The 26317-nt window shown below is 36.2% G+C and carries 19 protein-coding genes, 3 tRNA genes and 1 rRNA gene; 21 read left to right on the top strand and 2 right to left on the bottom strand.

Annotation, left to right across the window (positions count from 1 at the left end; all coding sequences use genetic code 11):
- The first annotated feature begins 11 nt into the window (after positions 1-11).
- The 17 genes from LNP04_RS05460 to LNP04_RS05380 all read left to right on the top strand — a co-directional run bounded on the left by LNP04_RS05460 (position 12) and on the right by LNP04_RS05380 (position 21535).
- A complete protein-coding gene (locus LNP04_RS05460) occupies positions 12-1946 on the top strand; it encodes a phage tail sheath C-terminal domain-containing protein (RefSeq protein ID WP_229985550.1) in 1935 nt (644 codons plus the stop codon).
- 24 nt (positions 1947-1970) lie between these two features.
- A complete protein-coding gene (locus LNP04_RS05455) occupies positions 1971-2408 on the top strand; it encodes a phage tail protein (protein ID WP_229985549.1) in 438 nt (145 codons plus the stop codon).
- A gap of 11 nt (positions 2409-2419) precedes the next feature.
- Complete coding sequence (locus LNP04_RS05450) at positions 2420-2878, top strand: phage tail protein (RefSeq protein ID WP_229985548.1); 459 nt, start codon at positions 2420-2422, stop codon at positions 2876-2878.
- Positions 2879-2889: 11 nt separating this feature from the next.
- Positions 2890-3066, top strand: a complete 177-nt coding sequence (locus tag LNP04_RS05445) for a DUF5908 family protein (protein WP_229985547.1) — start codon at positions 2890-2892, stop codon at positions 3064-3066.
- Positions 3063-3830 carry a hypothetical protein gene (locus LNP04_RS05440; protein ID WP_229985546.1) on the top strand — a complete coding sequence of 256 codons (768 nt, stop codon included), beginning with the start codon at positions 3063-3065 and terminating at the stop codon, positions 3828-3830. The genes LNP04_RS05445 and LNP04_RS05440 overlap by 4 nt, the downstream gene beginning before the upstream one ends.
- Positions 3831-3836: 6 nt before the next feature.
- Positions 3837-5501 carry a phage baseplate assembly protein V gene (locus tag LNP04_RS05435; protein WP_229985545.1) on the top strand — a complete coding sequence of 555 codons (1665 nt, stop codon included), beginning with the start codon at positions 3837-3839 and terminating at the stop codon, positions 5499-5501.
- A 1-nt stretch (position 5502) separates the two neighbouring features.
- Positions 5503-5793, top strand: coding sequence for a PAAR domain-containing protein (locus LNP04_RS05430; RefSeq protein ID WP_229985544.1), 291 nt, complete (start codon positions 5503-5505; stop codon positions 5791-5793).
- Between the two features lie 13 nt (positions 5794-5806).
- Positions 5807-6223 (top strand): GPW/gp25 family protein, encoded by a 417-nt coding sequence (locus LNP04_RS05425; protein ID WP_229985543.1) that lies wholly within the window; start codon positions 5807-5809, stop codon positions 6221-6223.
- Positions 6224-6227: 4 nt separating this feature from the next.
- Positions 6228-9539 carry a hypothetical protein gene (locus LNP04_RS05420; protein WP_229985542.1) on the top strand — a complete coding sequence of 1104 codons (3312 nt, stop codon included), beginning with the start codon at positions 6228-6230 and terminating at the stop codon, positions 9537-9539.
- Positions 9540-9541: 2 nt separating this feature from the next.
- A complete protein-coding gene (locus LNP04_RS05415) occupies positions 9542-12613 on the top strand; it encodes a hypothetical protein (protein ID WP_229985541.1) in 3072 nt (1023 codons plus the stop codon).
- 11 nt (positions 12614-12624) lie between these two features.
- Positions 12625-14706: a hypothetical protein gene (locus LNP04_RS05410; protein ID WP_229985540.1), complete on the top strand. Its 2082-nt coding sequence runs from the start codon at positions 12625-12627 to the stop codon at positions 14704-14706.
- 163 nt (positions 14707-14869) lie between these two features.
- Positions 14870-15622: a hypothetical protein gene (locus LNP04_RS05405; protein WP_229985539.1), complete on the top strand. Its 753-nt coding sequence runs from the start codon at positions 14870-14872 to the stop codon at positions 15620-15622.
- Positions 15623-15626: 4 nt separating this feature from the next.
- Positions 15627-16172, top strand: a complete 546-nt coding sequence (locus LNP04_RS05400) for a hypothetical protein (protein WP_229985538.1) — start codon at positions 15627-15629, stop codon at positions 16170-16172.
- Positions 16173-16174: 2 nt separating this feature from the next.
- Complete coding sequence (locus LNP04_RS05395; protein WP_229985537.1) at positions 16175-17596, top strand: contractile injection system tape measure protein; 1422 nt, start codon at positions 16175-16177, stop codon at positions 17594-17596.
- A gap of 13 nt (positions 17597-17609) precedes the next feature.
- The gene (locus tag LNP04_RS05390; protein ID WP_229985536.1) at positions 17610-18284 is read left to right on the top strand and encodes a chitosanase; all 675 of its coding nucleotides are present in this window, start codon (positions 17610-17612) and stop codon (positions 18282-18284) included.
- A 6-nt stretch (positions 18285-18290) separates the two neighbouring features.
- Positions 18291-19997, top strand: a complete 1707-nt coding sequence (locus LNP04_RS05385; RefSeq protein ID WP_229985535.1) for a DUF4157 domain-containing protein — start codon at positions 18291-18293, stop codon at positions 19995-19997.
- Positions 19998-20251: 254 nt separating this feature from the next.
- Complete coding sequence (locus LNP04_RS05380) at positions 20252-21535, top strand: ATP-binding protein (protein WP_229985534.1); 1284 nt, start codon at positions 20252-20254, stop codon at positions 21533-21535.
- Positions 21536-21741: 206 nt separating this feature from the next.
- Here LNP04_RS05380 and LNP04_RS05375 read toward each other — a convergent pair whose 3' ends face one another.
- Together LNP04_RS05375 and LNP04_RS05370 are read right to left on the bottom strand one after the other, a co-directional pair.
- Positions 21742-22635, bottom strand: coding sequence for an IS3 family transposase (locus LNP04_RS05375; RefSeq protein ID WP_229985533.1), 894 nt, complete (start codon positions 22633-22635; stop codon positions 21742-21744).
- A complete protein-coding gene (locus LNP04_RS05370) occupies positions 22629-22898 on the bottom strand; it encodes a transposase (protein WP_229982911.1) in 270 nt (89 codons plus the stop codon). Before LNP04_RS05370 ends, LNP04_RS05375 begins: the two co-directional genes overlap by 7 nt.
- Before the next feature lie 1208 nt (positions 22899-24106).
- On the opposite strand from LNP04_RS05370, the gene LNP04_RS05365 reads away from it, so the two are divergent.
- The 4 genes from LNP04_RS05365 (at position 24107) to LNP04_RS05350 (ending at position 26238) form a co-directional block, all read left to right on the top strand.
- Positions 24107-25623 (top strand): 16S ribosomal RNA (locus tag LNP04_RS05365).
- Between the two features lie 233 nt (positions 25624-25856).
- Positions 25857-25930: transfer RNA gene (locus LNP04_RS05360), tRNA-Ile, on the top strand.
- Positions 25931-26019: 89 nt separating this feature from the next.
- Positions 26020-26093, top strand: a tRNA-Ala gene (locus LNP04_RS05355).
- Between the two features lie 72 nt (positions 26094-26165).
- Positions 26166-26238 (top strand) — tRNA-OTHER (locus LNP04_RS05350).
- Positions 26239-26317 lie beyond the last annotated feature (79 nt).

The following is a 26317-nucleotide window of genomic DNA, read 5'->3' as shown; positions in this document are numbered from 1 at the left end:
ACTTAGCAATCATGAATATTAGTGCCATTAAAACTCCCGGAGTATACGTCAACGAGATTGATGCATTTCCACCTTCTATCGCTCAAGTAGCAACTGCCATTCCTGCATTTGTAGGATATACAGAAAAAGCCACTTCTCTGAATGTTCCTACTCGGATTTCTTCTTTAATGGAATACGAGCAGATTTTTGGCGGAGCTCCGGTTGCTGCGAATATTACCGTAGATCTTGATAGTAATCTCATTCCATTAGATACATCTTCTGTTACAGAGAGCAACTTTAAGCTTTACAACAGCATGCGTTTGTTTTATGCCAATGGAGGAGGAGAATGCTATATCGTTTCAATCGGAATTTATACTGATAATCCCTCTTTTGATGCTACCACAAAAGGTAAATTTACTGACGGAATTGACAAGCTGGAAAAATATGATGAACCAACATTAATATTATTTCCTGATGCTGTTAATTTATCAGCAGCTAATTTAGGAGCAGTACAGGTACATTCATTAATGCAGTGCCAGAAACTGATGGATCGATTTACGATCATGGATGTCAAACAAACTGCAAACTTAATTGATGACAGTGAAGATTTCAGAGATGAAATAGGAAACCAGAACCTGAAATACGGAGCAGCTTATTATCCTTATTTACAGGCTAATTTCCCATATCAGTTCAGATTTAATGATATTAACGGAATCGGTTCGGGAAAAGTAAATTTTGCTTCTATTTACGCAACTGATTTACTGATAAGTCCATTATTAAATAATTTTGATGTCACTTATAAAAAAGTGTATCAAAGTACAGCTCCGGAAGGATTTGACACTCAATGGGATAATCTTGATAAAAGCAATTATTCGATCAATATTCTTGATGATACTCAAGATTATGTAGATCAGTTGTGGAGTTATCTGAAAATTCTTGGTCAGACCAGCAGTTTAGCCAGTCCGTTTAAGGGTTATGTTGAGACACTTATTTCAATTTCACTTAAACAATATGCACAGAAAATAGTTGATTTTTCAGCTGCTTACGGTGAGTTGCAAACTCCGGGAGCAGATCCTGAAGTAGATCCTCCTGTTGATTTAGATAACTTAGATCTAAATCCGGAAGCTGATTTTGATGATGTAATCTGGAAAAGTGTCTCGTTTACAGCTTCGGGAACAAATCCATATTCAGGAACAGCATTAAGTACTTCGGGTTTTGCGGATCAAGGAAAAATCCAGGCAGCATTAGATAAATTGAATTCTCAAATTATTGCTGCAATGAATTCAGCAATGAGCGCATTGGAAAATTATGTTATGGAAGAAGAAAATAATCTGATTTCAAACATTCCGCTTTTCTCGATCATTGTTTCAAAACTTTCCCAATCGATGAACACGGTTCCGCCTTCTGGAGCTATTGCGGGAATTTATGCTCAAACTGATGCAACAAAAGGTGTTTGGAAAGCCCCGGCGAATGTAAGTGTAAACTCAATAATAGGTTTAACGGATGACATCAACGATAAAGATCAGGAAAATATGAACATCCACGAAACCGGAAAATCAATCAACGCAATCCGAAAATTTACAGGAAGAGGAAATCTTGTCTGGGGTGCGAGAACGTTGGCAGGAAACAGCAACGACTGGCGATATGTCAACGTAAGAAGATTAGCAAATATGATCGAAGAATCTGTGAAAAAAGCCTGTATGCAGTTTGTGTTTGAGCCGAATGTTGCACAAACATGGGTCAATGTAAAAGGGATGATCGAAAATTATTTAACGACCCTTTGGAACGACGGTGCTTTGGCAGGAGCGAAACCCGAACACGCATTTTTTGTAGCAGTCGGACTTAACCAAACCATGTCTGCACAGGATATTCTTGAAGGCAGAATGATTGTAAAAATAGGATATGCTCCTTCAAGACCTGCAGAATTTATCATTTTGGAATTCAAACAAATGCAGCAAAAATCTTAATTATTAATTCTAAAACTATACATCATGCCAAATACAGATTTTCCGCTACCCAAATTTCACTTCAGTGTAGAATGGGGCGGTAGCAAAATAGCTTTTACAGAAGTGTCCGGATTAAACAAAGAAATGGATGTCATTGAACATCGCGTGGGATCAAGCCCAGAATTTTTCAAAAAGAAAATGCCCGGAATGCTGAAACTCAGTAATATTACTCTCAAAAGAGGACTGTTTGCAGGAGATAATGAGTTCTATGATTGGTACAATACTGTTGCACTAAACACAGTAGAACGCCGAAATATCACCATTTCTTTATTAGATGAAAATCACGAGCCAAAAGTGGTCTGGAAAGTAAAAGACTGTTTTATAGTTTCTTTAAAATGTACAGACATGAAATCTGATGCGAATGAGGCAGCCATAGATACTGTAGAAATAGCCAATCACGGATTTACAATGGAACACGTATAAATCTCAACATCATGCCTGACAGCAATCCCATCCCCGGTTTTTACTTTTCTGTAATCTTTGAATTATTACCACAATTTAGTGTAGATACAAAGTTTCAAAGCGTTAACGGACTGAAAGTTACGATGGAAACCGAATCTTACACCGAAGGCGGACAAAATAAATTCAAACATAATTTGCCGCTACGTTCCGGATATCAGGATTTGGTTCTGAAAAGAGGATTAACTTCAGATATGTCTGGTTTATCAATGTGGTGCAATCAAGCATTGGAAGATTTTGTTTTCTACCCGGCGAATCTGGTCATTTCTTTACTGAATGAAAAAGGAAATCCTTTGAAGGTTTGGTATGTATCACATGCTATTCCGTTGAGCTATGAATTGAGTGATTTCGATGCAGAACAAAATAAAATTGTGATCGAAACCATTACGTTGAAATATAATTTTTTTAAAGAGCTTCCGGTTCCTAATTTTTAATAATTGAAAAGATGGCCATTCAGATCAAAGAATTACATATCAAGGTAAAGATTGAGGAAGAGTCTGTAAATTCTACACTTTCTCACCAACCGATAGATTCTGTAAAAATACAGGAAATAAAATCGCAACTCGTAAAAGAGTGTACCCGTGAAGTATTAGAAAAATTGAAAGAAAAACAAGAAAGATGATACAGGCCGCATTAGGGATTATAGAAAAAATGCGAATAGAGGTTTACGATGACAGTACATATTCTACTCCCAAGAAAACAATTTTCGTACAGCTAAATCCGGAAAAATATTCACGCAGAAACAGTGTCGTATTTTCTGAAGACCAGCCATTGGGAGCTTCGGCAAATAATCTCAAATTCAACAGGACTCCGAGTGAAGAAGTAACTTTTGATTTTGTTTTTGACAGTTCAGGTGTAGTACCACCAGGAAAAATAAAAGACGGAAAAGGTGAATTGTCTTTGTTGGATAAAACAGGAGATGTTCTGGGTGCACTTGCGCCGGCAATCGTCAATCCTTTTGCAGAAGTAAAATCTGTAGAAGAAGATGTGGAAGCATTTAAAAATCTTACCATCGGCTACAACGGAGACACCCATCAAACGGCTTATCTGCAGCTACTTTGGGGAGGATTCAATTTACAGTGCCGGCTGAAGAGTATGGATATTGATTATACCCTTTTCACAAAAAGCGGAAAACCAATAAGAGCAAAAGTAAAATGTGTTTTTAAAGCTACTGCAACTCATCAGATCATGGTGGCACGGCAAAATAAAACATCACCTGATCTTACGCATCTCAGAACAGTTAATATGAATTATCATCTGACGCTTATGGCAGAAGATATTTATAAAAATCCTTCCTATTATATTGATGTTGCTCAAACCAATAAATTATTAAGCTTTAGAAAAATAGAAACCGGGCAAAACATTACGTTTCCGCCTATTAAATAAAATATTATGCCTGCTCAACCATACATACCAGCCGATGATCTTCTCAATCTGGAATTTCTTACAGATGGAACAAATAATGGTCTTGATACCTTGCTGATGGAAGGACAGGTTTCTTTTGAGCTTAATAAAATACCTTCTGCTAAATTTACTTTTATAGGATCAAACGCTGATGTGGATCAAGAAACGGTGCAGCCAACGGACGATCTTAAAAAAGGTCAGCAAATCGAAGTGAAAGTAAAAGTTGATAACAGGCCTCAAACTCTATTCAAAGGATTTATTAAATCAATTGAAAAAAGCATCAGTGAGAGTTCTGTTACGCTTAGAATAGAATGTAAAGACGATGCTTATCAATTGACAACAATTTCCGAAGAACGAGAAAATAACAGTCAGACTTTCGAAGATAAATTAAAACTTTTTACAAAAGGTCTTACGCTGAGCGACACACTTTTGGGGAAAGAGTGGGGACAGGAAAATATTTCTCACAACGTTCATACAATTCCATGGGATTATCTGGTCGGATTTTTAGATTCAATCGGGATGATGGTCAATGTAAGAAATGGAGAATTTAATGCTTTAGATATTTTAGAAGCCGTTCCGGAAGAAAAATATGCAGCAGAAAACGGTATCAATGTATTCGCATTTTCAGGAAGAGAAGACGAATCAAAAAAATTAAGCAAAGCTTCAATCGAATATTGGGATCCATCTTCTCAATCGATGGAAAAAATTGAAGCTGAACAAGACGCTGAAAAAAATATAAAAACATTGACGCTTAATGAAAGCCGTTTTCTGACTTCTACAATGACAAGGATGGCAAATACATTTCTTAAAAAGAGTGCTCACGCTGTAATTCAGGGAAATATCACAACGTACGGTAATCTGGAAGCCAAAGCAGGAGATTTTTTGATTTGTAATAAAATAAGCAAAGAGATTGATCAAAAGAAATTACTAATCAGTAAAGAATTTCACACTTTTGAAAATGCAAGCTGGAAAACAGAATATACTTTGGGTTTAGAATCCGTACAGTCTTTTACAGAAACAAATTCGCTATCAATTCCTGCTCAGCAGGCGCAAACCGGACAAACCAATTCGGTGAGCGGATTACAGATCGGTGTTGTGACTCAGATAGAAGAAGACCCTGATAATCAGTTCAGAATAAAAGTAAGAATTCCAGCACTTTCAGAAAACGGGGAAGGAGTTTGGGCAAGATTATCCAATGTATTTTCAGGAAACGAAATGGGAAGTTTTTTTATTCCTAATGTTGATGATGAGGTGATTGTAGGTTGTCTGGGAAATAATCCCGATACGCCGATTATTTTAGGAAGCCTTTACAGTGCACAAAACGCAATGCCGTTTCCTATTGAAAAAGAAAATTATACGAAAGCTTTTGTAACCAAAGAAGGGACAAAAATACAGCTAGACGACGAGAAAAAATCTATTGAGCTGAGTACAAAAAAAGGAAATAAACTTTTGATCAGTGATGATGAAAAAGGCTTTATACTCGAAGACGAAAATGGAAATAAAATATTGATGAATGCAGACGGAATCACATTAGACAGCAGTAAAGATCTTATTCTTAAAGCTAGGATGGATTTCAAAATGGATTCGGCAAAAGCGGCGCTTTCGGCGTCTGCAACAATGGATGTAAAAGGATCAATCATAAAACTCAATTAATATGCCCGCAGCAGCAAGAACCAGTGACATTCACGTTTGTCCGATGGTTACAGGAACAGTACCCCATGTAGGAGGTCCTATTTTACCGGGAGGAAATTCGACAGTATTAATTGGCGGAATGCCGGCTTCGGTAGTAGGAGACAGTTGCGTTTGCACAGGACCGCCCGATACCATTGTAAAAGGATCGTCAACAGTACTGATCGGCGGAGGTCCTGCCGCAAGAATGGGAGATTCTACAGCACATGGAGGAACAATCGTTTTAGGTTGTCCGACAGTGATAATAGGAGGTTAAAAAACTAAAAACTATGAAAACAGATGACTTCTTAGGAAAAGGATGGGGATTTCCTCCGACTTTCAATGCGATCACAAGAACGGTTGAAACAGTTTCCGGTGAGAAAGATATTCAGGAAAGTCTTCAGATTTTATTGAGTACACAGCTTACGGAGAGGATCATGCGATCAGACTTCGGCTGTGATCTCACACCACTTCTGTTTGAAAACATAACAGTAACGCTCCTCACAAAAATTAAAGGCATCATTGAACATGCTATTTTAACGTATGAACCGAGAATAGATGTAAATGATATATATTTTGGCTCAGAAACCAATGATACACAAGGAATTATTAGAATTGAGATTGAATACACGATTCGTGCCACCAACTCTAGGCTTAATTATGTATTTCCGTATTATCTAGAAGAAGGAACTTTTATTAAAATCTGACATCATGGAAAATTGTTCTTCAAAAATATCAATCCATCAGGGAATGGGAACAACCCAAAATGCAAGGTTTTTATCTGCCTTACAACCTGATTATTTTCTTCTTGACGAAAGAGAAGAAATCGATTATGTTGTATTGGCTCAGAAAATATCCAAATATCTAAAATATTTTAACGAATCTGATTCTCATAACGCACAAAGCGACTGGTCACCATTTTTTGCTTGGGAATCTACAGCAATTTTAGCCCAGATTTTCAAATGGAATATAGAAGATTATGAGAAAAAATATGAAAATGATAGAAAATCTATTGCATTAATCAATGATAACGGAGAGCAGAAAAAAATCATAAAAGAAGTTTTTGAAAAAATTCAATATGATTTTATCAAACTTACAGACAAAGTAGAAACTTTAGATAATACTATTTCAATAAAAGAATTTTTAGTAAGTTCTAAAACAGCAATTGAAGCTCAATTGAATGGTATTCTTTCAAAGATTACCACCGAAAATTCAATTTCGACTTTATTACAAAGCTATCAATTCAACAAAAATATTCAGAATCTTTTCGGATTGCTTTTATATTGGAAAAACAGCACCGAAAAAGCATTCACGCAACAGTTAGAAAGCTATCCTTCCCACACTCCGCATTATGCTTTGTTTCTGGCTTTTTTAAAGCTTTTAGGCATCGCAAAAAATCATCTGAATGACTTCACCAAAAGACATCTTGATTTTTATTACAAAGATGTTTTACAGTTGCTTCCACAGAAAGCACAACCGGATTTTGTTCATTTATTGATCGAGCCGACTCCAAATAAAAATGCTTTTCTGCTACCGAAAAACACCATTTTTTCGGCAGGAAAAAATACGGCAGGAAAAAATAAATTTTACGCTTCCACTTCAGATCAGGCGATTAATTCTGTGAAAATTAAATCTTTTCTAAGTCATCATATTGATCAGAATAGTTGGAAAAAAACAGACTTGTTTCCTTTAAATGCAACAAATACCCCTTTTTCTGCTTTTCCTTCTTCCTCAGAAAATACGGAAACAGGTTTGCTTCTGGCAAGTCCGTTATTTTATATGAAAGGCGGAATTAGAACCATTACATTAAAATTTAATCCTCAGATTTTAGATCCGAATGCATTTGATTTTTGGATTACAGGAGAAAAAAAATGGGTAGAAATTACTGAGGAAAATAAAGAATTAACTCAGGATAAATATATTAAACTTACCATTCCAGCTGCTGAAAAAGCGATTGTTCCGTTTAATAAAGAAATTCATACGGGAGAAATTATTGCAACGTTACATCCTGTACTTAAAATAATTCCTAAAAGCAATACAGAAAAAATTGACTGTAAAACTCTCGAAATCGGAATCACGGTAATTGGACTAAAAAACTTAATTGTCGCAACAGACACAGGAATTGTAGATATCAACAAACCCTTTAAACCTTTCGGAGATTTTCCTAAAAATGGAAATGGATTTATCATCGGATGTAACGAGTTTTTCCTGAAAAAAGGAGCGACTGCACAATTTTCAATTGAATCGGATGCTTTGTCGTCTTCTTTGTTTACAGGTACGGTAAATTCGAGCTTAATAAATTCAAATATAACATCAAACAGCGCTCAGATTTCTAATAAAGTTTCGGCAATTCAATCATTTACAGAAACAAATACAGCTTCGTTATTTCAAAATCTGAATATTCAGGGAATCAATGTTTCGGCCTATTCCCATCGTGATCTTGTAGACAATTCTTTGTTATTTGAAATGAAGAATGGAAAATTTAGTAATGAAGGAAATAAAACTTTTGATTCTGTTTACACAAACAATAATCCTGTAAAAGAATATTTGGAAGATGAAATTCCTAACAAGGAAACTGTTTCCGGATATATCAGAATTCAGTTGGAAGATCCTAAATATGAAGGTGAAAAATTTTTGCAGGATTATATAAAAGCAGCGAAATTAGAGTCTCCGGTTTTGCCGAAAGTTCCTGTTATTCAGTCTTTGGTGATGGATTATTCTCTCACTCAAAAATATAATTTCAATGCTTCAGATGATACTCTTAATGTGCTGGAATATTATCATCTTTTACCTTTCGGATATGAAAAATTAAACCCGAAATCTTCTTTATCATTAATTCCGGATTTACCACAAAAAGGAGAAATTTATATCGGATTTGAAAATGCAGAACCCGGAAACGGATTAAGTATCCTTTTTCAAATGGCAGAAGGAACAGCGAATCCGAGAAAAGAACCCGCAAAAATATCCTGGGAATATTTATCCGGAAATCAATGGAAATCAATAGATTCACACGATATAGGAGACGAAACGCTCGGTTTATTGCAATCCGGAATCATCAATGTAACCGTTCCCGAATTTGATAATACGCAAACTGTTGTCTTACCTAAAAATATTTTCTGGTTAAGAATTTCAGTGGATGAATTAGACAGAATCTGTCATTTTGTAGGCATTCACGAACAAGCTCTGAAAGCCGTTTTATGTGATTTTGAAAATAACGGAAGCGGTTTTCTGGAAGTTACTCCAAAAGAAACAGTTTCAAAACTTTACCAACCTAATTCTTTTGTTAAAAAAGTAAAACAGCCATATCCTTCTTTCGGAGGAAAAAAACAGGAAGAACATACGCAGTTGTACCAACGCAGCAGCGAAAGACTGAGACATAAGCAAAGAGCAATCACTTCATGGGATTATGAAAGACTCATTTTACAGGAATTTCCCGAAGTATACAGAGTAAAATGCTTAAACCATTACCGATACGATTCAGGAAGTGTTTCCAATGTTTCCGCGGGTTATGTAACGCTGATTCCTGTTGCGAAATCACTTAGTTCATCCACCGTTTGGGAATGGAAACCGCTATTAAGTTTAAGTACTTTACAGCGCATCAAAAACAGAATCATGGGATTGTGTTCTCCGCATGTTCGGTTATGTATAAAACCACCTGTTTTGGAGAAAATACAGATTACCTGTAAAGTAAAATACAAAGAAATTCCCGGAGCAGATACACGTTTGTATGCAGGTCTTTTGAAAGAAGCAATTAATTGTTACATCAGTCCATGGGCTTTTAACGATCTCGAAATTGATTTTGCCAAGAAAATAGAATTGTCCTCATTGATTCAGTTGATCGACAATCAGCCTTTTGTAGATTATATTATTGATTTTAAAGTCAATCAGCTCATTTTGGATGATGAAGAAAATACGGTCATCAAAGAAATGGCAGATGTAAAGGAAATTGTTCCGCAGACAGATTACACTTTATTTATTCCGAATGATACCCATGAAATTGAAGAACTCAAAAACAACTGTTAACCATGAATCCCGAATATTACATACCGTCAGAAAGAATATTAAAGCCTTCGCAGGATTATGATTTTTTGCGAAAAGAAGGCTTAAAATATATCGAAAAACTGGGAAACACTTTCTGGACAGATTACAATGCACACGATCCGGGAATTACTATTTTGGAAGCACTTTCTTATGTGATAACAGAACTGGGATACAGAACAGATTTTGAGACTAAAGATCTTTTGACCAACGCAAACGGACAAATCCTGAACGGGTCATTTTTCACCGCAAGAGACATAATGACCAATGCTGCTTTGACAGAACTTGATTACAGAAAACTTTTGATTGATATTGAGGGAATTACAAACGCCTGGTATTTAGGAACAAGAAAGGAAACCGATCAATATGATTATCATTCACCCCATCCTGCAGAACAAAAATTATACATCAATATTTTAGAAGATAAATTAAGCTTTGCTTCAAAAGATAAAAACAATAAATCATTAGAACAGCTTTCTGTAAGAGGTTTAAATAAAATTATCATCGAACTGGATGAAGATGTAGCTCTCGGAGATCTCAATACAACCGGACTTGAATTTGCATTTTTAAATTCTTCACGTTGGGTACAGGTGAATATAACTCCCGAATTTTCTTTGTGGAATGATCCTAAAGCTCTCCTTTTGAGCAAAATGGATAAACCTTCCAAAATAAAAAATAAAAAAGTAGAGATAAAAGATAATAAAGTGGTCATTGTTGTTGAAAGAACTATTCAAATCAATGATACTTTAAAATTTATCATAGAACCTGTTGATAAAAATGAGCTTCAACTCGTGAAAGATCATTTCAGCACAGAAAAACCAATCTGTGAAATCATTACTTTATTAAAAGAGAAAAAAGAAAAAGTGGACGGAATTTTCAGAACCGTTCAGCAAAAACTACATCAAAACAGAAATCTTACCGAAGATTTTCTTTGTGTGGAAACCATCCAAAGTGTCGAAATAAGCTTCTGCGTTGATGTAGAATTAGCTCCTGAAACCGATTCCGTAGAAACAATGGCTCAGATTCAGATGGCGATTGAAAAAATCCTGAATCCGCCCGTTCGTTTTTATACTCTTTCACAATTAGTGGAGCAGGGTTTAAATTCTACCGAAATATTTTTAGGACCAAAACTAAAACACGGTTTTCTGAATGACGAAGAACTTGAAAAAGCCCAACTTCCGAGCAGCATCCACGCTTCAGATATAATTGCTGCGATTATGGAAATCAAAGGAGTGGTTTCTGTCGAAAATCTTTTGATGACGGCTTATAATTCTTTGGGACAACCGATTACGGGAAGTATGAATCAAAAATGGTGTCTGCATTTATCAGGACAAGAAAAACCTTTGTTTTCTGCTGAAAAGTCAAAAATATTGCTGTTTCAGAAAAACATTCCTTTCCTTTTGTCTGAAAACAGCAGGATGTTGGTTGATCAGAAAGTTCAACAGCTTAAAGCTCAGATCAAAAATTACAAATTATATTCAGTTCAAAGCGATTTACCTGTTCCGAAAGGACAATTTTATCAATTGGATGAATATTACAGCATTCAGGAAGAATTTCCGGTGAATTACGGTTTAGGCGCCAACGAAATTTCTGATAAAGCTCCCGAAAAAAGAAAAGCCCAGGTGAAACAACTGAAAGCGTATCTGCATTTTTACGATCAGTTACTGGCAGATTTTTTCAGTCAGTTGTATCACGCTAAAAATATTCTGGATATTGAACCTGTACAATATACTTATTTCCCTAATTATCTGGATAAAAACCCGAAAACAGGAAAAGATTTTTACTCAAAAGAAATTTACAGAGATGATTTTAAAAATGCACTATTAAACGGCGAATCTGAATTTGATGTTTCCTTGGAAGAATCGCAATCGGTTTTCAATGACAGACGAAACCGTTCTTTAGATCATTTGATGGCTCGTTTTAGCGAAAGTTTTAACGATTATGTCTTTATGATGTACAAAGTAAGTCAGGATTCCGGAGGTTTGGGAGAAATGACTTTTCAAGCTCACGATCTGATTCACGATAAAGAAGCATTTTTAAAAAATTATGTAGAAATCAGTTCTGAGAGAGGTTTGGGAATAGATTATCTCAACACAAAAATCAACAATAATAAGTTTGATTTTCAGGATTTCTGGGAAACAGATCACAGAGGAGGCTATGAAAAAAGAACCGCAAAATTATTAGGAATCAATAACATTGGTTTGAGAGACATCGTAACAGAAGATGAGGTTCAGGCGCAATGGACATTGCCTGTAAAGATTAATAATCAATCTGTGATCTGCAAAATTGTACAGCCTGCAACAGATTTAGACGAAAAATGGAAATGGACACAGCAAAATTTACTCAATACAGGCGCTTATTTTATAGATGATCGAGATTATGTTATTAAAGATAAAGAAAATGAAAAAGAGTCGAAAATAGAAAAGCGATTTTTCATTTATATAGGCTTAAAACCAAAGAAAATTGCTACTATCGACAAAACTTTTTTAAGCTATGAAGATGCCTCAGAATTTTTGTATCAACTGATTCAATTGCTTAACGAAACTTATGAAAACTTCTACTGTTTAGAACATATTTTAATCAGACCTTTTCCTCCTTTTAATAATGATGAAGAAGATTTGTTGACGGTTTGTTTAAAAGATGATTGCAAAGACGAAGCAAATAATGATCCTTATTCTTTTAAGGCAACCATAGTGTTACCTGGATATTTATCAAGATTTAAAAATATTAATTTCAGAAGATATGCAGAGCAAATTTTCCGTCAGGAAGCTCCTGCTCATGTTTTACTCAAAATTTGCTGGGTAGGATATGAAGACATGCTGAATTTCCAGAAAGCGTATAAAAACTGGCTGGAAAACTACAGATATTTCAGACTTAAATATTGCAGTAAAACTTTAATTAAAAAAGATTTTACAATTTTTAGTCAGTATCATAAAGAGCTGATAAAAAGGCTTAAAGAACTCAACACTATTTATCCTGAAGGAAATTTATACGATTGTCAGCTTAGCGAAACCACCAATCCGATTGTACTAGGTAACACCTCATTAGGAACTCTTTAAAATTTACAACCATGAAAACTCAAAATCCATCCAAATATCCTGTTTTTGAAGCCGATCAGGTTTTAAGTCAGAAACACCTGAACCGTGCCATAAGTTATCTTGAAGAGCAAGATCGGATTACCCGTGTCGGAGGCATCGGCATTGGTATTGTCTGTGGTCTGGAAATTTCGCATCCGCAATCGAATCAGATTACCATAAGTTGCGGTACAGCCATTACTTCATTGGGTTATCAGATCAATTGGGAAGAAAAAACGTTCAGTTATTATCATCCAATCGAATTGTCTGCTGATTTTCTCGCTCCGAAATTTATCGATGGCGAATATCTTGACCTTACGTTACCTCACTCCAAAAAATATGAGCCGTTAAAAAATTCCATTGAGCTTTTACCGAGCAATACACTAGAAGTTGACCGGATTGCGATCCCGAATAATTTTTTCAAGGATAAAATTGTAATTCTGCTGTTAGAAACTTCGTTGATTGATGAAAAAAACTGTGTGACAACCAATTGTGATGATAAAGGGAAAAGAATTGAGTTTAAAATAAGACCGTTATTGATTTCGGTTAATCAGCTAAATTCTTATCTGTTCCCGGAATATCCGAAAGTGGTGAATTTTGAAAAAATTACATTACCGAGATATAATGTTCCTCATAATCAATTGATAACAGGTTCGGATGTTTTAAATGAGTTTAAAAAGAATTTGTCAGATTCTGTCATCAGCAATGTTTCAGACAAAATAAGTCTGGCGTACAAAAGTTACAAATCAATCATCAGCAATACCGTTGATTTTAATGTGTTGAATAATCCGAAAACCGCTTTGGAAACGGTAATTAATGCTCATAAAAACAGTATTAATGTACAATATTTATGGGATTGGATGTCGGATATTTCTTCCGCTTACAACGAAATTATAGAGTTTAATGAACGAAATCCTTCTTTATGCTGTGTGGATGAGACGATGTTTCCATTTCATGTTGTTTTAGGAAAAGTGGATGATAATGATGTTAATTACAGAACTCCGTTTTTCTCCACTCAAAATAGTTCGTTAAAAAACAATCAGAAAAGAAAAGAACTGTCTCTGTTGTTTGAAAGACTGGTTCATTTGATTAAATTCTGGAAAGTGCAGAATAACGGCATCAAAGTAACGCCTTCTGTTTACGGAGATGTTCCGCTTTCCAAAAAATCAATACCTTTTTATTATGACAATATTTTAGAACTAAATAAAAAATGGAGTCCTAAGAAAACAGGAAAAAATAAAAATAACGAAATCCTTTCTTACCATTCTGAAGTTGCAGGTTACACCAATCTGGATTATGTAAAAAAACCTTTGCTTTATGATATTGAAAAGTTCAATTTCTTTACTATTGAAGGTCATTTAGGAAAAAAATACACAGACGTGGTTGAAGAGCTGAATATTATGAAAAACAGCTACAATCTTCCATTTAAAATTACTGCTTTGAATGCGACTGATTTTGTCGGAAAAGTTCTGGATATTTCAAAATTTCAGGGAAGATGGGACGATCTGGAAACGGATTATGATTTGGCAAGAAAAAGATTATACAACATTACAGAATTTGTAGTAAACTGGATTACAAGCAATAAAGCGACAATCGTTCAGCAAAATTTATTGGGAGCGGAAAGTGTCGATAATTTAAAAAATATTTTAAGCCAGATCAAAAATTTACTACCAAATGATCTGAAAGATTTTCTTCCGAATTTCGTTAGTTTCAATCAGGTTTTCAAACAGTTGAACCAGACTTTCCTGATTCACAGATGGTGTATTCAGTTCACAAAACCTCAGTTATCAACGACTGCAGAAGATTTGATCGATAGATTTGATGATATTAATGAACTCTTTTTGGAAGATCCGTTTGCGGTAATTTATGAGGAAACGCAGATTCGTTGGCAGAAGATTTATAAAGATATTTTCTTTTCGACTTTTATCCAAAAACATCCAGGAATTGAACATAAAGCCGGCGTTACAAAAGGCGGAACTTTTATTTTGGTGTATGTAGATTCTGCGATTTTTAAAGCCGTAAAAACCGCTTTTACCTTACACTCAGATCCTGACTTTACTCACGAATTATCAGAATAATTTTACTCAGGTTCCGACAAGTGTAAAACAGGATATTGAAGCAAGTATCAATTTTAAAGATTATACAACACAAATTATCACTCCGCCGATCGAAGAGCTTGATAAATGCAAACAGGAAACCGAAAACATTAAAGCAAATATCCTGAAACTGGCAGATTTTAATATGTCTCCGACATACACTAAAGAAATGAAATCTTATTTATTGGGAAATCTTTCTCAGGCTATGCAATTTCAGGTGAGTACAGCGACCGATATTCCTAATCAGCAAATGGTGATTGCAGATTTTTTCCTTCCGTATTTATGTTGTGGCGAAGGAAATACTATTGAGATTAAAATAGAAAAAGCCGAACCTTTGTCTATTGCACTGAAAACTTTACAATATTGCAATACCGATGATAAAGAATATGAAGTTGTGATAAAAGGAAAATCCGGCGGAACTTTTTCGGGAACTGCAAAAGATGCAATCGTTCAGAAAAGTGATAAATATTTCTTAAAACCTAATCATGCTTCCATTAAAAAAGCCGGAAAATATACTTTACAATATGAATTTGAAGGAGAAGTTAGCAACAGCTTAGAAATTGAGATTTCCGAACCAAAAGAAATTGCTAATTGGAACGCTGTAAGAAATTCCAGAGATATAACAGCTTTTGAATTCATCAATGCGGATCAGGAAGATAAAAGCGAATATGAAATTGATTTTGGAGATAAATCTGAAAAAATCATCACTGATAAAAAATCAATCAGACACACTTTTCCATTCAACGAAAAAGTGAAATCATTCACTGTAAATATTAAACAATTGGGTGGAATATGCCAAAATACACAGAAAATTATCGTGAAAATCGGAGATTTTAACAATCCTGATTTTGATGGAAATGACTTTGATACTCAAAATAATAACCCTATAAAACCTTAATATCATGGCAACAAGAGATGTAATAGAGAAAAAAATAAATGAAATTAGTGACGGAGGAAACAATTCCGCAGCAGAAATGCGTGATGTACTTACTGATTTATTAAATTATACAGAGAATACAGATGTAAACGTACAGTTACCCCTATTTGAATTTTGGGAAGAAGGCGCTCTTTTATCTGAAAAAGGAACGGGGAATTTATGGTATTCATTTCGAGGCATTGAGAAGGCTTCTGTAAATTTTACTTTCAGATTGATTATAAGAGAAGCAAACGTAACAAACTTTATATTTAGAATAGATCCTAAAATTTCTGGAACGTTGAATAGTTTTTTTCAACAATATGACGATGCATTAATGTCCTTTGTTGTGGCTGTAACAGATTCTGGGAAGAAACTAAACAGAGTTTGGATGATGAGCTTCCAGTTTAGAGAGGATATGTTGAGGATAATGTTGAAAAAAGAAAACACGACACAAGATAGAATACAAGCAGAAGATGAAGTCTTCACCTCAATTCAGTTTCATTGTCCATCATTTAATTTTGGTAAAAGATAAATATGCATCTTCTCCAAAAACATATTGTCGATGTCCACTGCTCTTCTCAAATTTTGGGAAAAGAGATACAAAATACATTATCTGATATTCTGGAGAAAGATTTTTACCCGAAATTAGAACTCATTTTAGACCAATATTCAATAGAAAATTACGAATGGGAAATTGAAAATCTGTCGATTGAGTTACCGGAAATTTCTCAAAAAGATTGGAAAAAAGAGTTTGTAAATCAGACATTGCTCAAAATTGAAGAGTATTTAAAAGATCATTTTCCAGTTTTGGAATTAAATAAAAACAAAGGAAAATTAGAGGATTTCGGATTTGAATCACAAACAAAATTTGCAGAAAAGTTATTTTTTGAATATTTAAAAACAGGAATCATTACCGAAAATTCATACTCGAAAAATATAAATGAAATTGTTGAAACAATAGAAGTTTCAGAGCTTTTTATTGAAAGAATCATTACTATTTTTGATGGAAACAAAACTGCGTTAATCAGATTTTATTTTAATTGTAAAGATTCTTTTAAAGAAAAAGTATATTCTAAAATTTTAAAATATTCAACCTCAAGTCAACCGATTTATCAATTGGTAAAAGTCTTTTTTAATTCTGAAATTAAATTTAATTCTATTGAAGATTTGAAAAACTGGTTAGAAAATCAGAATGTTTTCCCTGAAAATAAAGATTTGCAAAGTAGAGATAATCAACGATATGATTTTAATGAAAATTATCAAAAAAGGAAGCTTTCTAAATCTGATAAAAATGTTTTAAATCAAGAAAATACTAATGAAGTTGAGGATAAAAAAATTTCTATAAAAAAGGGAAAAAACCCTGAAAGAGAAATGGAAAATAGTGTTAATTTTAATGAAGTGAATGATAAAAATATCAATGATTTAGAAACCAATACTTCAGAATTGCAAATTTCATCACTTTACATTGATAATGCAGGTCTTGTTATTCTGCACCCGTTTCTTTTAAATCTTTTTCAAAAACTAGATTTATGTAATAATGAAGTTTGGATTGATAAAGAAAGTCAGCACAAAGCTGTATTGTTGATTCAATATTTAGTTACAGGTCAGGAAGTATTTTTTGAAAATGAATTGATTTTAAACAAATTGATGTGCGGCTTTCCGATTGAAAGTGTGATCAATACCAAGCAAAAAATAAGCAAAAAAGAAAAAGAAGTCTGTAATGATCTGCTCTTAGTCGTTTTAGAATATTGGTCGGTCATGAAAAATTCATCAGTAGAAGCTCTCAGGGAAACTTTTTTACAAAGAGCGGGAAAATTATCACTTTCAGAAACTCATCCTTCGGAACTTTGGGTAGAGGAAAAGGGAGTTGATGTTTTATTAGCCAGTTTACCTTGGGGAATAGGCTTAGTACAAACACCTTTGATGAACAATTTTTTACATTGTTATTGGAACTAAAAAACTAATTATCATGATAACAAATCAACAAAAAACAAAAATATTACAGGTTATCAATGTTTTTGAAACAGGAAGTAAAGACGGAAAATATGATACCTTGGTAATCTACGCCGATGGTAAAAACGGAAGCCGACAAATTACCTACGGAAGAAGCCAGACAACCGAACAAGGGAATCTAAAAGCTCTCGTTCAAATGTACATTACCAGAAATGGAATTTTTGCTACACAACTGAAGGTATTTGTAAATAAAATAGGACAAGAAAGTCTGGTAGATAGTACGGCTTTCAAAAATTTGCTCAGAAGATCTGCTCGTGAAGACATCATCATGAGAACCTGTCAGGATGATTTTTTTGACATTTTGTATTACAAACCGGCTTTCCAGTTTTTTCAAAGCAATCGGTTTACCACTGCTCTGAGTCTGTTGGTAATCTATGACAGTTTTATACATTCCGGAAGTGTCCCTTCTTTTTTAAGAGAAAGATTTGCTGAAAAAATACCTGTAAACGGAGGCGATGAAAAAAAATGGATCACTCAATATGTCAATACAAGACATCTTTGGCTGGCCAACCATTCCAAAAAAATATTGCAAAAAACCATTTATAGAACAGAATGTTTTAAAAATCAGATTACGAATAAGAATTGGGATTTATCCAAAGAAATCATAGCTAATGGGACAAAAATAAATTAGCACATCATGGAAACACTGAAAACTCAAAAAGAACAGAAAACACAATCGAAAAAGAATCATACAAGCTTTTTCAAACCTGTTATTCAAAAGAAACTGAGTGTTGGGTCGGCTAATGATTCTTACGAAGTAGAAGCAGATCAGGTCGCAGATAAAGTAATGAAAATGAGAGAACCTTCTCCACAAGTAACTCATACAGGAGCTTTGGTTCAGAGAAAATGTGCCCATTGCGAGCAGGAAGAAAAACTTCAGATGAAACCTTTAGCCGAAAATATTTCTCCATTCATTCAGCGTTCATCACCAAAAAGTGTAGGGGAATCTCATGCTCCAAATCATGTAGAAAGCCAAATAAATTCGAGCAAAGGAGGAGGAAACAGTATGGATAACGGAACCAAAAACTTCATGGAAAGCCGTTTCGGAACAGATTTTTCAAATGTGAAAATTCATACAGGAAGTGAAGCAGTACAAATGAGCAGAGAATTGAATGCACAAGCTTTTGCTGTGGGAAATGACATTTATTTTAATGAAGGCCAGTATAATCCTGTGTCAGGTGCAGGGAAACATTTGCTGGCGCATGAACTGACACATACTGTACAGCAGGCAAATGGAATAAAAACAAAAATACAGCGGGTCGAATTATCTTATGACGATGGACCAGATGCAGCAGGAAATACAAGGGCAGTATTAACAGCATTAAATTCTGGCGGGGCCAAAGCTACTTTCTACCTGGTAGGCCAGCGGGTGCTGGAAGGAAACAATTGGGAAGTAGTTTTTGATATTGCAGCAACGGGCCATTGGTTGGGCAATCATGCATTTGATTGGAATAACACAACTGATAACCACATTTTCATGAGCGGAACTATGGAAGAGCGGGCAGTTAAGATTCTCGAAACCGAAATTGCCATTCGTTCCGCACTTCGACGGGGGAAAACACACGCTATAGCAGCAGGTCAATGGAATGCAATACCTGCACAAAACCGTACATATATTGATGATGTGATTGCGACGGGCACCGGAAGATTCAGAACTCCAGGCTTCAGGAGTCATTTTTATAGCCCGGGTGGTATCACCCAACAGGCAGCTATTGAAGTAGCCAATAGGGTAGCTGCAACTGTAGGGCTACGAAGTTTTATTGCTTCAGACGATGTTGATGTTGACCCGGAAGATTGGCGTTCCGGAAGAACAGCCGATCAAATATATGATTCGGTTCACGGGGGAGTAGACGAAAACTCGGACTCAGTATTGCTTCATTCAAGAGTGGCTGCTTCAGCTTCTGCAACGCCACGAATCGTGGCTGACTTATCTTCCCGAAGTAGTTATACTTGGGATGCGCCTACAAGAGGATCTGTAGAAAACAGGTTGCCTGGAAATGGTTTTGCCGGGATGTCTACCATTTCCAATCCTCCGACACATGCTCAAATTATGAATGCTCGTACATTCTTGATGGCAAATTTGAGTGCTGGTCCAATAGTGTTAGGCGAAACAGCGATAGCTATTTGTCAAATGGCCAGGGTTGCAGGGGGAACAGAACTTTCTGACTTTATTACTTTTCTTGAAACAACACCAGCGCCGGCGGGTTCTGTATATAGTAATATGGTTTATTATTTGTATCAGAATGCTTCATTCAGGGTAACGTATTTAATGCTTGTTTATTGGCTTGGAAGAAGGCCATTGCCAGCAGATTATGAAGCAGGAGGAAGACCAACAGGCCGATAAGAGTGTGCTCTTTTATAAAGTTGTAGATATGTCGATGAAATGAAAAGGCCACAGGAATGAAATCCATTCGTGTAAATGCTTCAATCGCTAAACACAAAGTATATTTTTTGGAAACGATTTTTTTTTGAAGTTTAATAGAATGTCCGCACTTCCATATTACCCCTGCCCCTCTCTCCAAAGTCTCCTGACTTCGGAGTATAATCAAAAAGTAAAGAAAAATTGTAATTACATTCTAAAATTCTAAACTTAAAAAAATGCCTTTTAAAGTCCTAAAATCCTATATCATTCAATCGCTTCTTCCTCCAGCGGAAGAGGGGGAGGAAAACTATGATTTCCAAAACACGTTCTCGCAAGTCTTACAACAAGAAACAACACACGATGAAGTTGTGATTTTATTATTAGCATTAGTCCCTCATGTTCTGCCGAACTTTTTTGATGATATAATTAAAGAACTCCATCCCGAAGGAGGCGAATTTCCCGAATTGGGAGGCATTCGCTTGGAAAATCACAGAGGAATGTTGCCAACTGGTGAAACAGCACAATACATTCTAGCCAAAGAAAGTATAGAAAGTCGTCTAAAAATCCAACAGCTTTTTGATACCTCTCATTGGTTTTTTAAAGACCAGATTATTACCATAGATTCTGTAAAAGAAGGTGAACCTTTAATGAGCGGAAGACTTATTCTAAAACCAGAAACCGTACATCTTTTATTATATGGAGAAAAATTAAAACCAAAATTCAGTCCTGATTTTCCGGCTAAAGAAGTTTCTACCCTGTTAGAATGGCAGGATTTAGTGGTAAATAACACCGTTCAGAATCAGATTCATCAGATGAGGCTTTGGGTAAAGCATAATCAGACTTTACGGGGAAGTTGGGGGATGGGAAAACACCTTCTTCCGGGATACAGAGCGTTGTTTTATGGCCCTTCGGGAACGGGGAAAACACTTACTGCAACTTTATTAGGTAAAGAATTTCAACGCGAAGTATATCGTATCGATTTGTCACAGGTCGTTTCTAAATATATTGGAGAAACAGAAAAAAATCTTGAAAAAATCTTTATTCAGGCAGAAAACAAAAATTGCATATTGATTTTCGACGAGGCAGATGCTCTGTTTGGAAAACGTACCCAAACCAAATCTTCAAATGATCGATATGCTAATCAGGAAGTGAGTTATTTGCTTCAAAGGGTAGAAAATTTTAATGGATTAATTATTCTTACTACAAATTTTAAAAATAATATTGATGATGCGTTTCTCAGACGATTCAATTGTTTAGTCAGTTATAGTAAACCTGATGCTGACGACAGATTTCTATTATGGAAAAAAATGATTCCGGCAAATATAACTTTAGAAGATGCTGATATTTTACGTAAAATTGCTACAAATTATGATTTAACCGGAGCTCAAATTGTTTCCGTCATTACTTACGCTTGCTTACAGGCAATTGAACAAAGAGATTCGGTTCTCAAAAATGTTTTTCTATTAAAAGGTATAGAAACTGAATATCTGAAAGAAGAGAAAACATTTAATCATATATAATATTGTATCCTTCAGTAAACAGACATTTTAATTATCAATCACTTGACAGTGTCTGCAAAATGCACAACAGGTATTATAATTATCTTACTATATTATATAAGGAAAAGTCTTTTTCCTTAGCAGTTTTTTCCCGCTCTCCATGTAAGTCTCCCCGAACGTTGGACAGAATTATACCCTCATTTTGTTTTGTAAAACTATAAAATATTTCATTCTGTTGTTGATGCTGGCAAAATTTGTTGAAAAGGAGAAAACTCGGTGTTGGGATTAGCGTCTGGCGAGTTTTCCTTTTTTAACAAATACTGCATTGGAGATAGGTTTCCCAAGCTTTCATGAGGTCTGTTATTGTTGTAATGCTCCATCCAATCAGAAGTTATTTCCCGTACTTCTATCAAATTATTGAAGATTCTTGCATCCAGAACCTCTGTTCTATAGCTTCTGTTGAACCTTTCAATAAAAGCATTCTGAACAGGTTTCCCCGGTTGAATGTACCGGATTTCAATTCTGTGTTTATGACACCAATTCGTAAAAACAGAACTCGTAAACTCGGGACCATTATCTGTTCGTATTGCTTTTGGTTTTCCTCTTTCCTTTACAATCCATTCCAATAGATCGGTCATATGCATCGCTCCGATGGAAAGCCCGGCTTCGATCCAAATCGATTCTCTGTTATGATCATCAATAATGTTCAACGTTCGGAATCGTCTTGAGTTAAACAAAGAATCACTCATAAAGTCCATACTCCAAACTTCATTGTATTTTTCAGGAACTTCCAAGTTTTGTCTTTCTCTTGAAGCAAGTCTTCTCCTTCTTTTTCTCAAAATATTCAGTCCTAATTTCTTGTAAATTCTATATACTTTCTTATGATTCCAACCAAAACCCTCATTACGAAGACTGTGAAACATTTTCTTGAATCCATAGCTGGGATGTTTTTCAGAAAGTTGATTCAGGCAATCAATGACGTCCGTATCATCTTTTCTTTTAGGATGATAGTAATAGCTGCTTCGCTCCAAATTCAAAGATTTACACGCCTGCCGAATGTTCATCGGATATTCTGAAACCAGATAAGCAACCACTTCCCGTTTTGTGGCAGGCTTTACCACTTTTTTGAGAGTACGTCTTTCAGTGCTTCATGTTCCAAACTAAGGTTGGCAAACATCTTTTTCAAGCGATTATTCTCTGATTCCAGTTCTTTAATTTTTGCCAGTTCTTTGGTAGAATTAATCCCGCTGAATTTCTTTTTCCAATCGTGCAAAGTCTGATAATGAAATCCATATTTCCGAGACAATTCTTTTGCAGTCTGTCCCGAATCATACTCCTTTAAAATAGCCAAAATTTGGCTGTCTGTAAATTTGCTCGTTCTCATAACCTAAAATTAATCGTTTTTTGTTAATATTTTCAGGGTTATAAAATGTCCAGTTTTTAGGGAGACTTACATCCATTCATATTCCTCGCGCCAATTCTTTTCCTAGCGCTTGCTGCGGGTAACCTTTTCTATGGGGGCTAGGGTGGAGGTCATTATACTAATATTTGTCAGAGTAAATAACCTTCATTTAAAAAACGAATGCTTGAGTTCGCTCAGTAGCGCCACATTCATAGCCTGACTCGTTGACATGAAAGATTTAACTCCGAGGAGCCACTGTTTATACTATATATAGATAGTCTAAAGTTTGAGATCCTTTAGGAGCGGTCTATTTGTAGATATTATTACCAAGATTAAAATTTTGAGCTCCTGCGGAGCTCACTGTTCATAGATAGTCGGATAGTATAAATTTTGAGCTCCATGGGAGCGTCCTGTTTGTAGTGTAATTTACAGTAAAGAAGATGAGCTCCGTAGGAGCGGCACATCATATTGCTAATTCTTCACCCGCTCCCTGCCACTCTGTGCTTCTCCAATCCTCCTTTTTGAATGCTCCTCGTTCTAGTCTTTCCTAACATTCACGCTCACAGTCATTCATGCCACCTTTCAAAACCTTTCAAAAGCTCCAACAAACAAACTCTCTAACTTCTCCCGACACAAACCCCCGTCCTCCATCCTCCAACCTCCAGTTTCATAAAAATTTTTCTCTCATGTTTTCAGCTATTTAGCATCAAATATGAATAAAATATGAATTTTATGTTAAATAGATTTGGAAGTAGGGGTATAAACGTACTACTTTTGCCCCACTGAAAACGAGAGTATATCAGTAGCGCAGGAGCGCCTCCGGGCGGATAATTTAAGTTACTTTAATAGGATGTAGATCAAGAAACATTCATTAAAATTTTTAGCGATAAAAATTTGTGAGTTTAGAAAAGATTTGTATCTTTGCAATCCCAATACGGGGAGCGCAGGAGTAGCGGATTAAGGGTTTGAGAAAAGAGTTTAGGGTTACTTAAAAAACTTTAAAATTTCTTCAAAAAACATTTGGTCAATTAGAAATAAGTTATTACTTTTGCACACGCAAATACGGCAACGCCCAACGACAGAAAAGGGTAGCTGAGGAAGCGGAAGAAGAGAGATCATTGAAAAATAGATATAACAACCAAGTAAGGAAAAACTAAAGCGTCAAAACTTTGAGTGAGTCAGACAAACATACAATGGAGAGTTTGATCCTGGCTCAGGATGAACGCTAGCGGGAGGCCTAACACATGCAAGCCGAGCGGTAGAAGATCTTCGGATCTTTGAGAGCGGCGCACGGGTGCGGAACACGTGTGCAACCTACCTTTATCAGGGGGATAGCCTTTCGAAAGGAAGATTAATACCCCATAATATAAGAAACGGCATCGTTTTTTATTGAAAACTCCGGTGGATAGAGATGGGCACGCGCAAGATTAGATAGTTGGTGAGGTAACGGCTCACCAAGTCAATGATCTTTAGGGGGCCTGAGAGGGTGATCCCCCACACTGGTACTGAGACACGGACCAGACTCCTACGGGAGGCAGCAGTGAGGAATATTGGACAATGGGTGAGAGCCTGATCCAGCCATCCCGCGTGAAGGACGACGGCCCTATGGGTTGTAAACTTCTTTTATACTGGGATAAACCTACTTACGTGTAAGTAGCTGAAGGTACAGTATGAATAAGCACCGGCTAACTCCGTGCCAGCAGCCGCGGTAATACGGAGGGTGCAAGCGTTATCCGGATTTATTGGGTTTAAAGGGTCCGTAGGCGGACTCGTAAGTCAGTGGTGAAATCTCATAGCTTAACTATGAAACTGCCATTGATACTGCGGGTCTTGAGTAAGGTAGAGGTAGCTGGAATAAGTAGTGTAGCGGTGAAATGCATAGATATTACTTAGAACACCAATTGCGAAGGCAGGTTACCATGTCTTAACTGACGCTGATGGACGAAAGCGTGGGGAGCGAACAGGATTAGATACCCTGGTAGTCCACGCCGTAAACGATGCTAACTCGTTTTTGGGTCTTCGGATTCAGAGACTAAGCGAAAGTGATAAGTTAGCCACCTGGGGAGTACGAACGCAAGTTTGAAACTCAAAGGAATTGACGGGGGCCCGCACAAGCGGTGGATTATGTGGTTTAATTCGATGATACGCGAGGAACCTTACCAAGGCTTAAATGGGAATTGATCGGTTTAGAAATAGACCTTCCTTCGGGCAATTTTCAAGGTGCTGCATGGTTGTCGTCAGCTCGTGCCGTGAGGTGTTAGGTTAAGTCCTGCAACGAGCGCAACCCCTGTCACTAGTTGCTAACATTCAGTTGAGGACTCTAGTGAGACTGCCTACGCAAGTAGAGAGGAAGGTGGGGATGACGTCAAATCATCACGGCCCTTACGCCTTGGGCCACACACGTAATACAATGGCCGGTACAGAGGGCAGCTACACAGCGATGTGATGCAAATCTCGAAAGCCGGTCTCAGTTCGGATTGGAGTCTGCAACTCGACTCTATGAAGCTGGAATCGCTAGTAATCGCGCATCAGCCATGGCGCGGTGAATACGTTCCCGGGCCTTGTACACACCGCCCGTCAAGCCATGGAAGTCTGGGGTACCTGAAGTCGGTGACCGTAACAGGAGCTGCCTAGGGTAAAACAGGTAACTAGGGCTAAGTCGTAACAAGGTAGCCGTACCGGAAGGTGCGGCTGGAACATCTCATTTTAGAGCGTCTTTCGACGTTAAACAAATAAAGGTACTTTACTGTACCATGTACTTACTTAAAAGAAAACGTTTTAGTTTTTTACTCGGTTGCTTATATTATAAAAATACAAAACCCACTAGAAATTAGTATCAGGGAAAGAGAGATTTTAGTTACAGAAGTTAGAGGTTAGATCATTAGAAGTTAGTATTAAAGCTAACAACTAAAAACCGACAACCGACAACTAAAAACATGAAGTCTCGTAGCTCAGCTGGTTAGAGCGCTACACTGATAATGTAGAGGTCGGCAGTTCGAGCCTGCCCGAGACTACTAATTTTGAGTACAGGAGTTTGAGAGTATAAGAGATAATGAGTTAACGCTCAAACCCTCCAACACAATCACTCGCCAACTCAACTAGAGGGGAATTAGCTCAGCTGGCTAGAGCGCCTGCCTTGCACGCAGGAGGTCAAGGGTTCGACTCCCTTATTCTCCACAATTACTGAAAAGTAATGAAAAGATTACAGAGATGTAACAAGAATAGAAGTTATTTAAAAAAGAAAACAAAGGATTTTAGCCGATAGGGGCTAGAGCATCCCGATTCATCGGGAAGGTCAAGGGTTCGACTCCCTTATTCTCCACAGTTTTGCGAGTTTGATTTAAAAGTAAGATGAATAGAGCCAAAACAAATATTCATTTATCAGACAAGCAGAAAGACAT

The sequence above is a fragment of the Chryseobacterium sp. C-71 genome (assembly GCF_020911865.1).
Classification (GTDB): Bacteria; Bacteroidota; Bacteroidia; order Flavobacteriales; family Weeksellaceae; genus Chryseobacterium.
The sequence above is the reverse complement of the archived record's forward strand: the minus strand, read 5'-3'. Positions and strand labels throughout refer to the sequence as shown.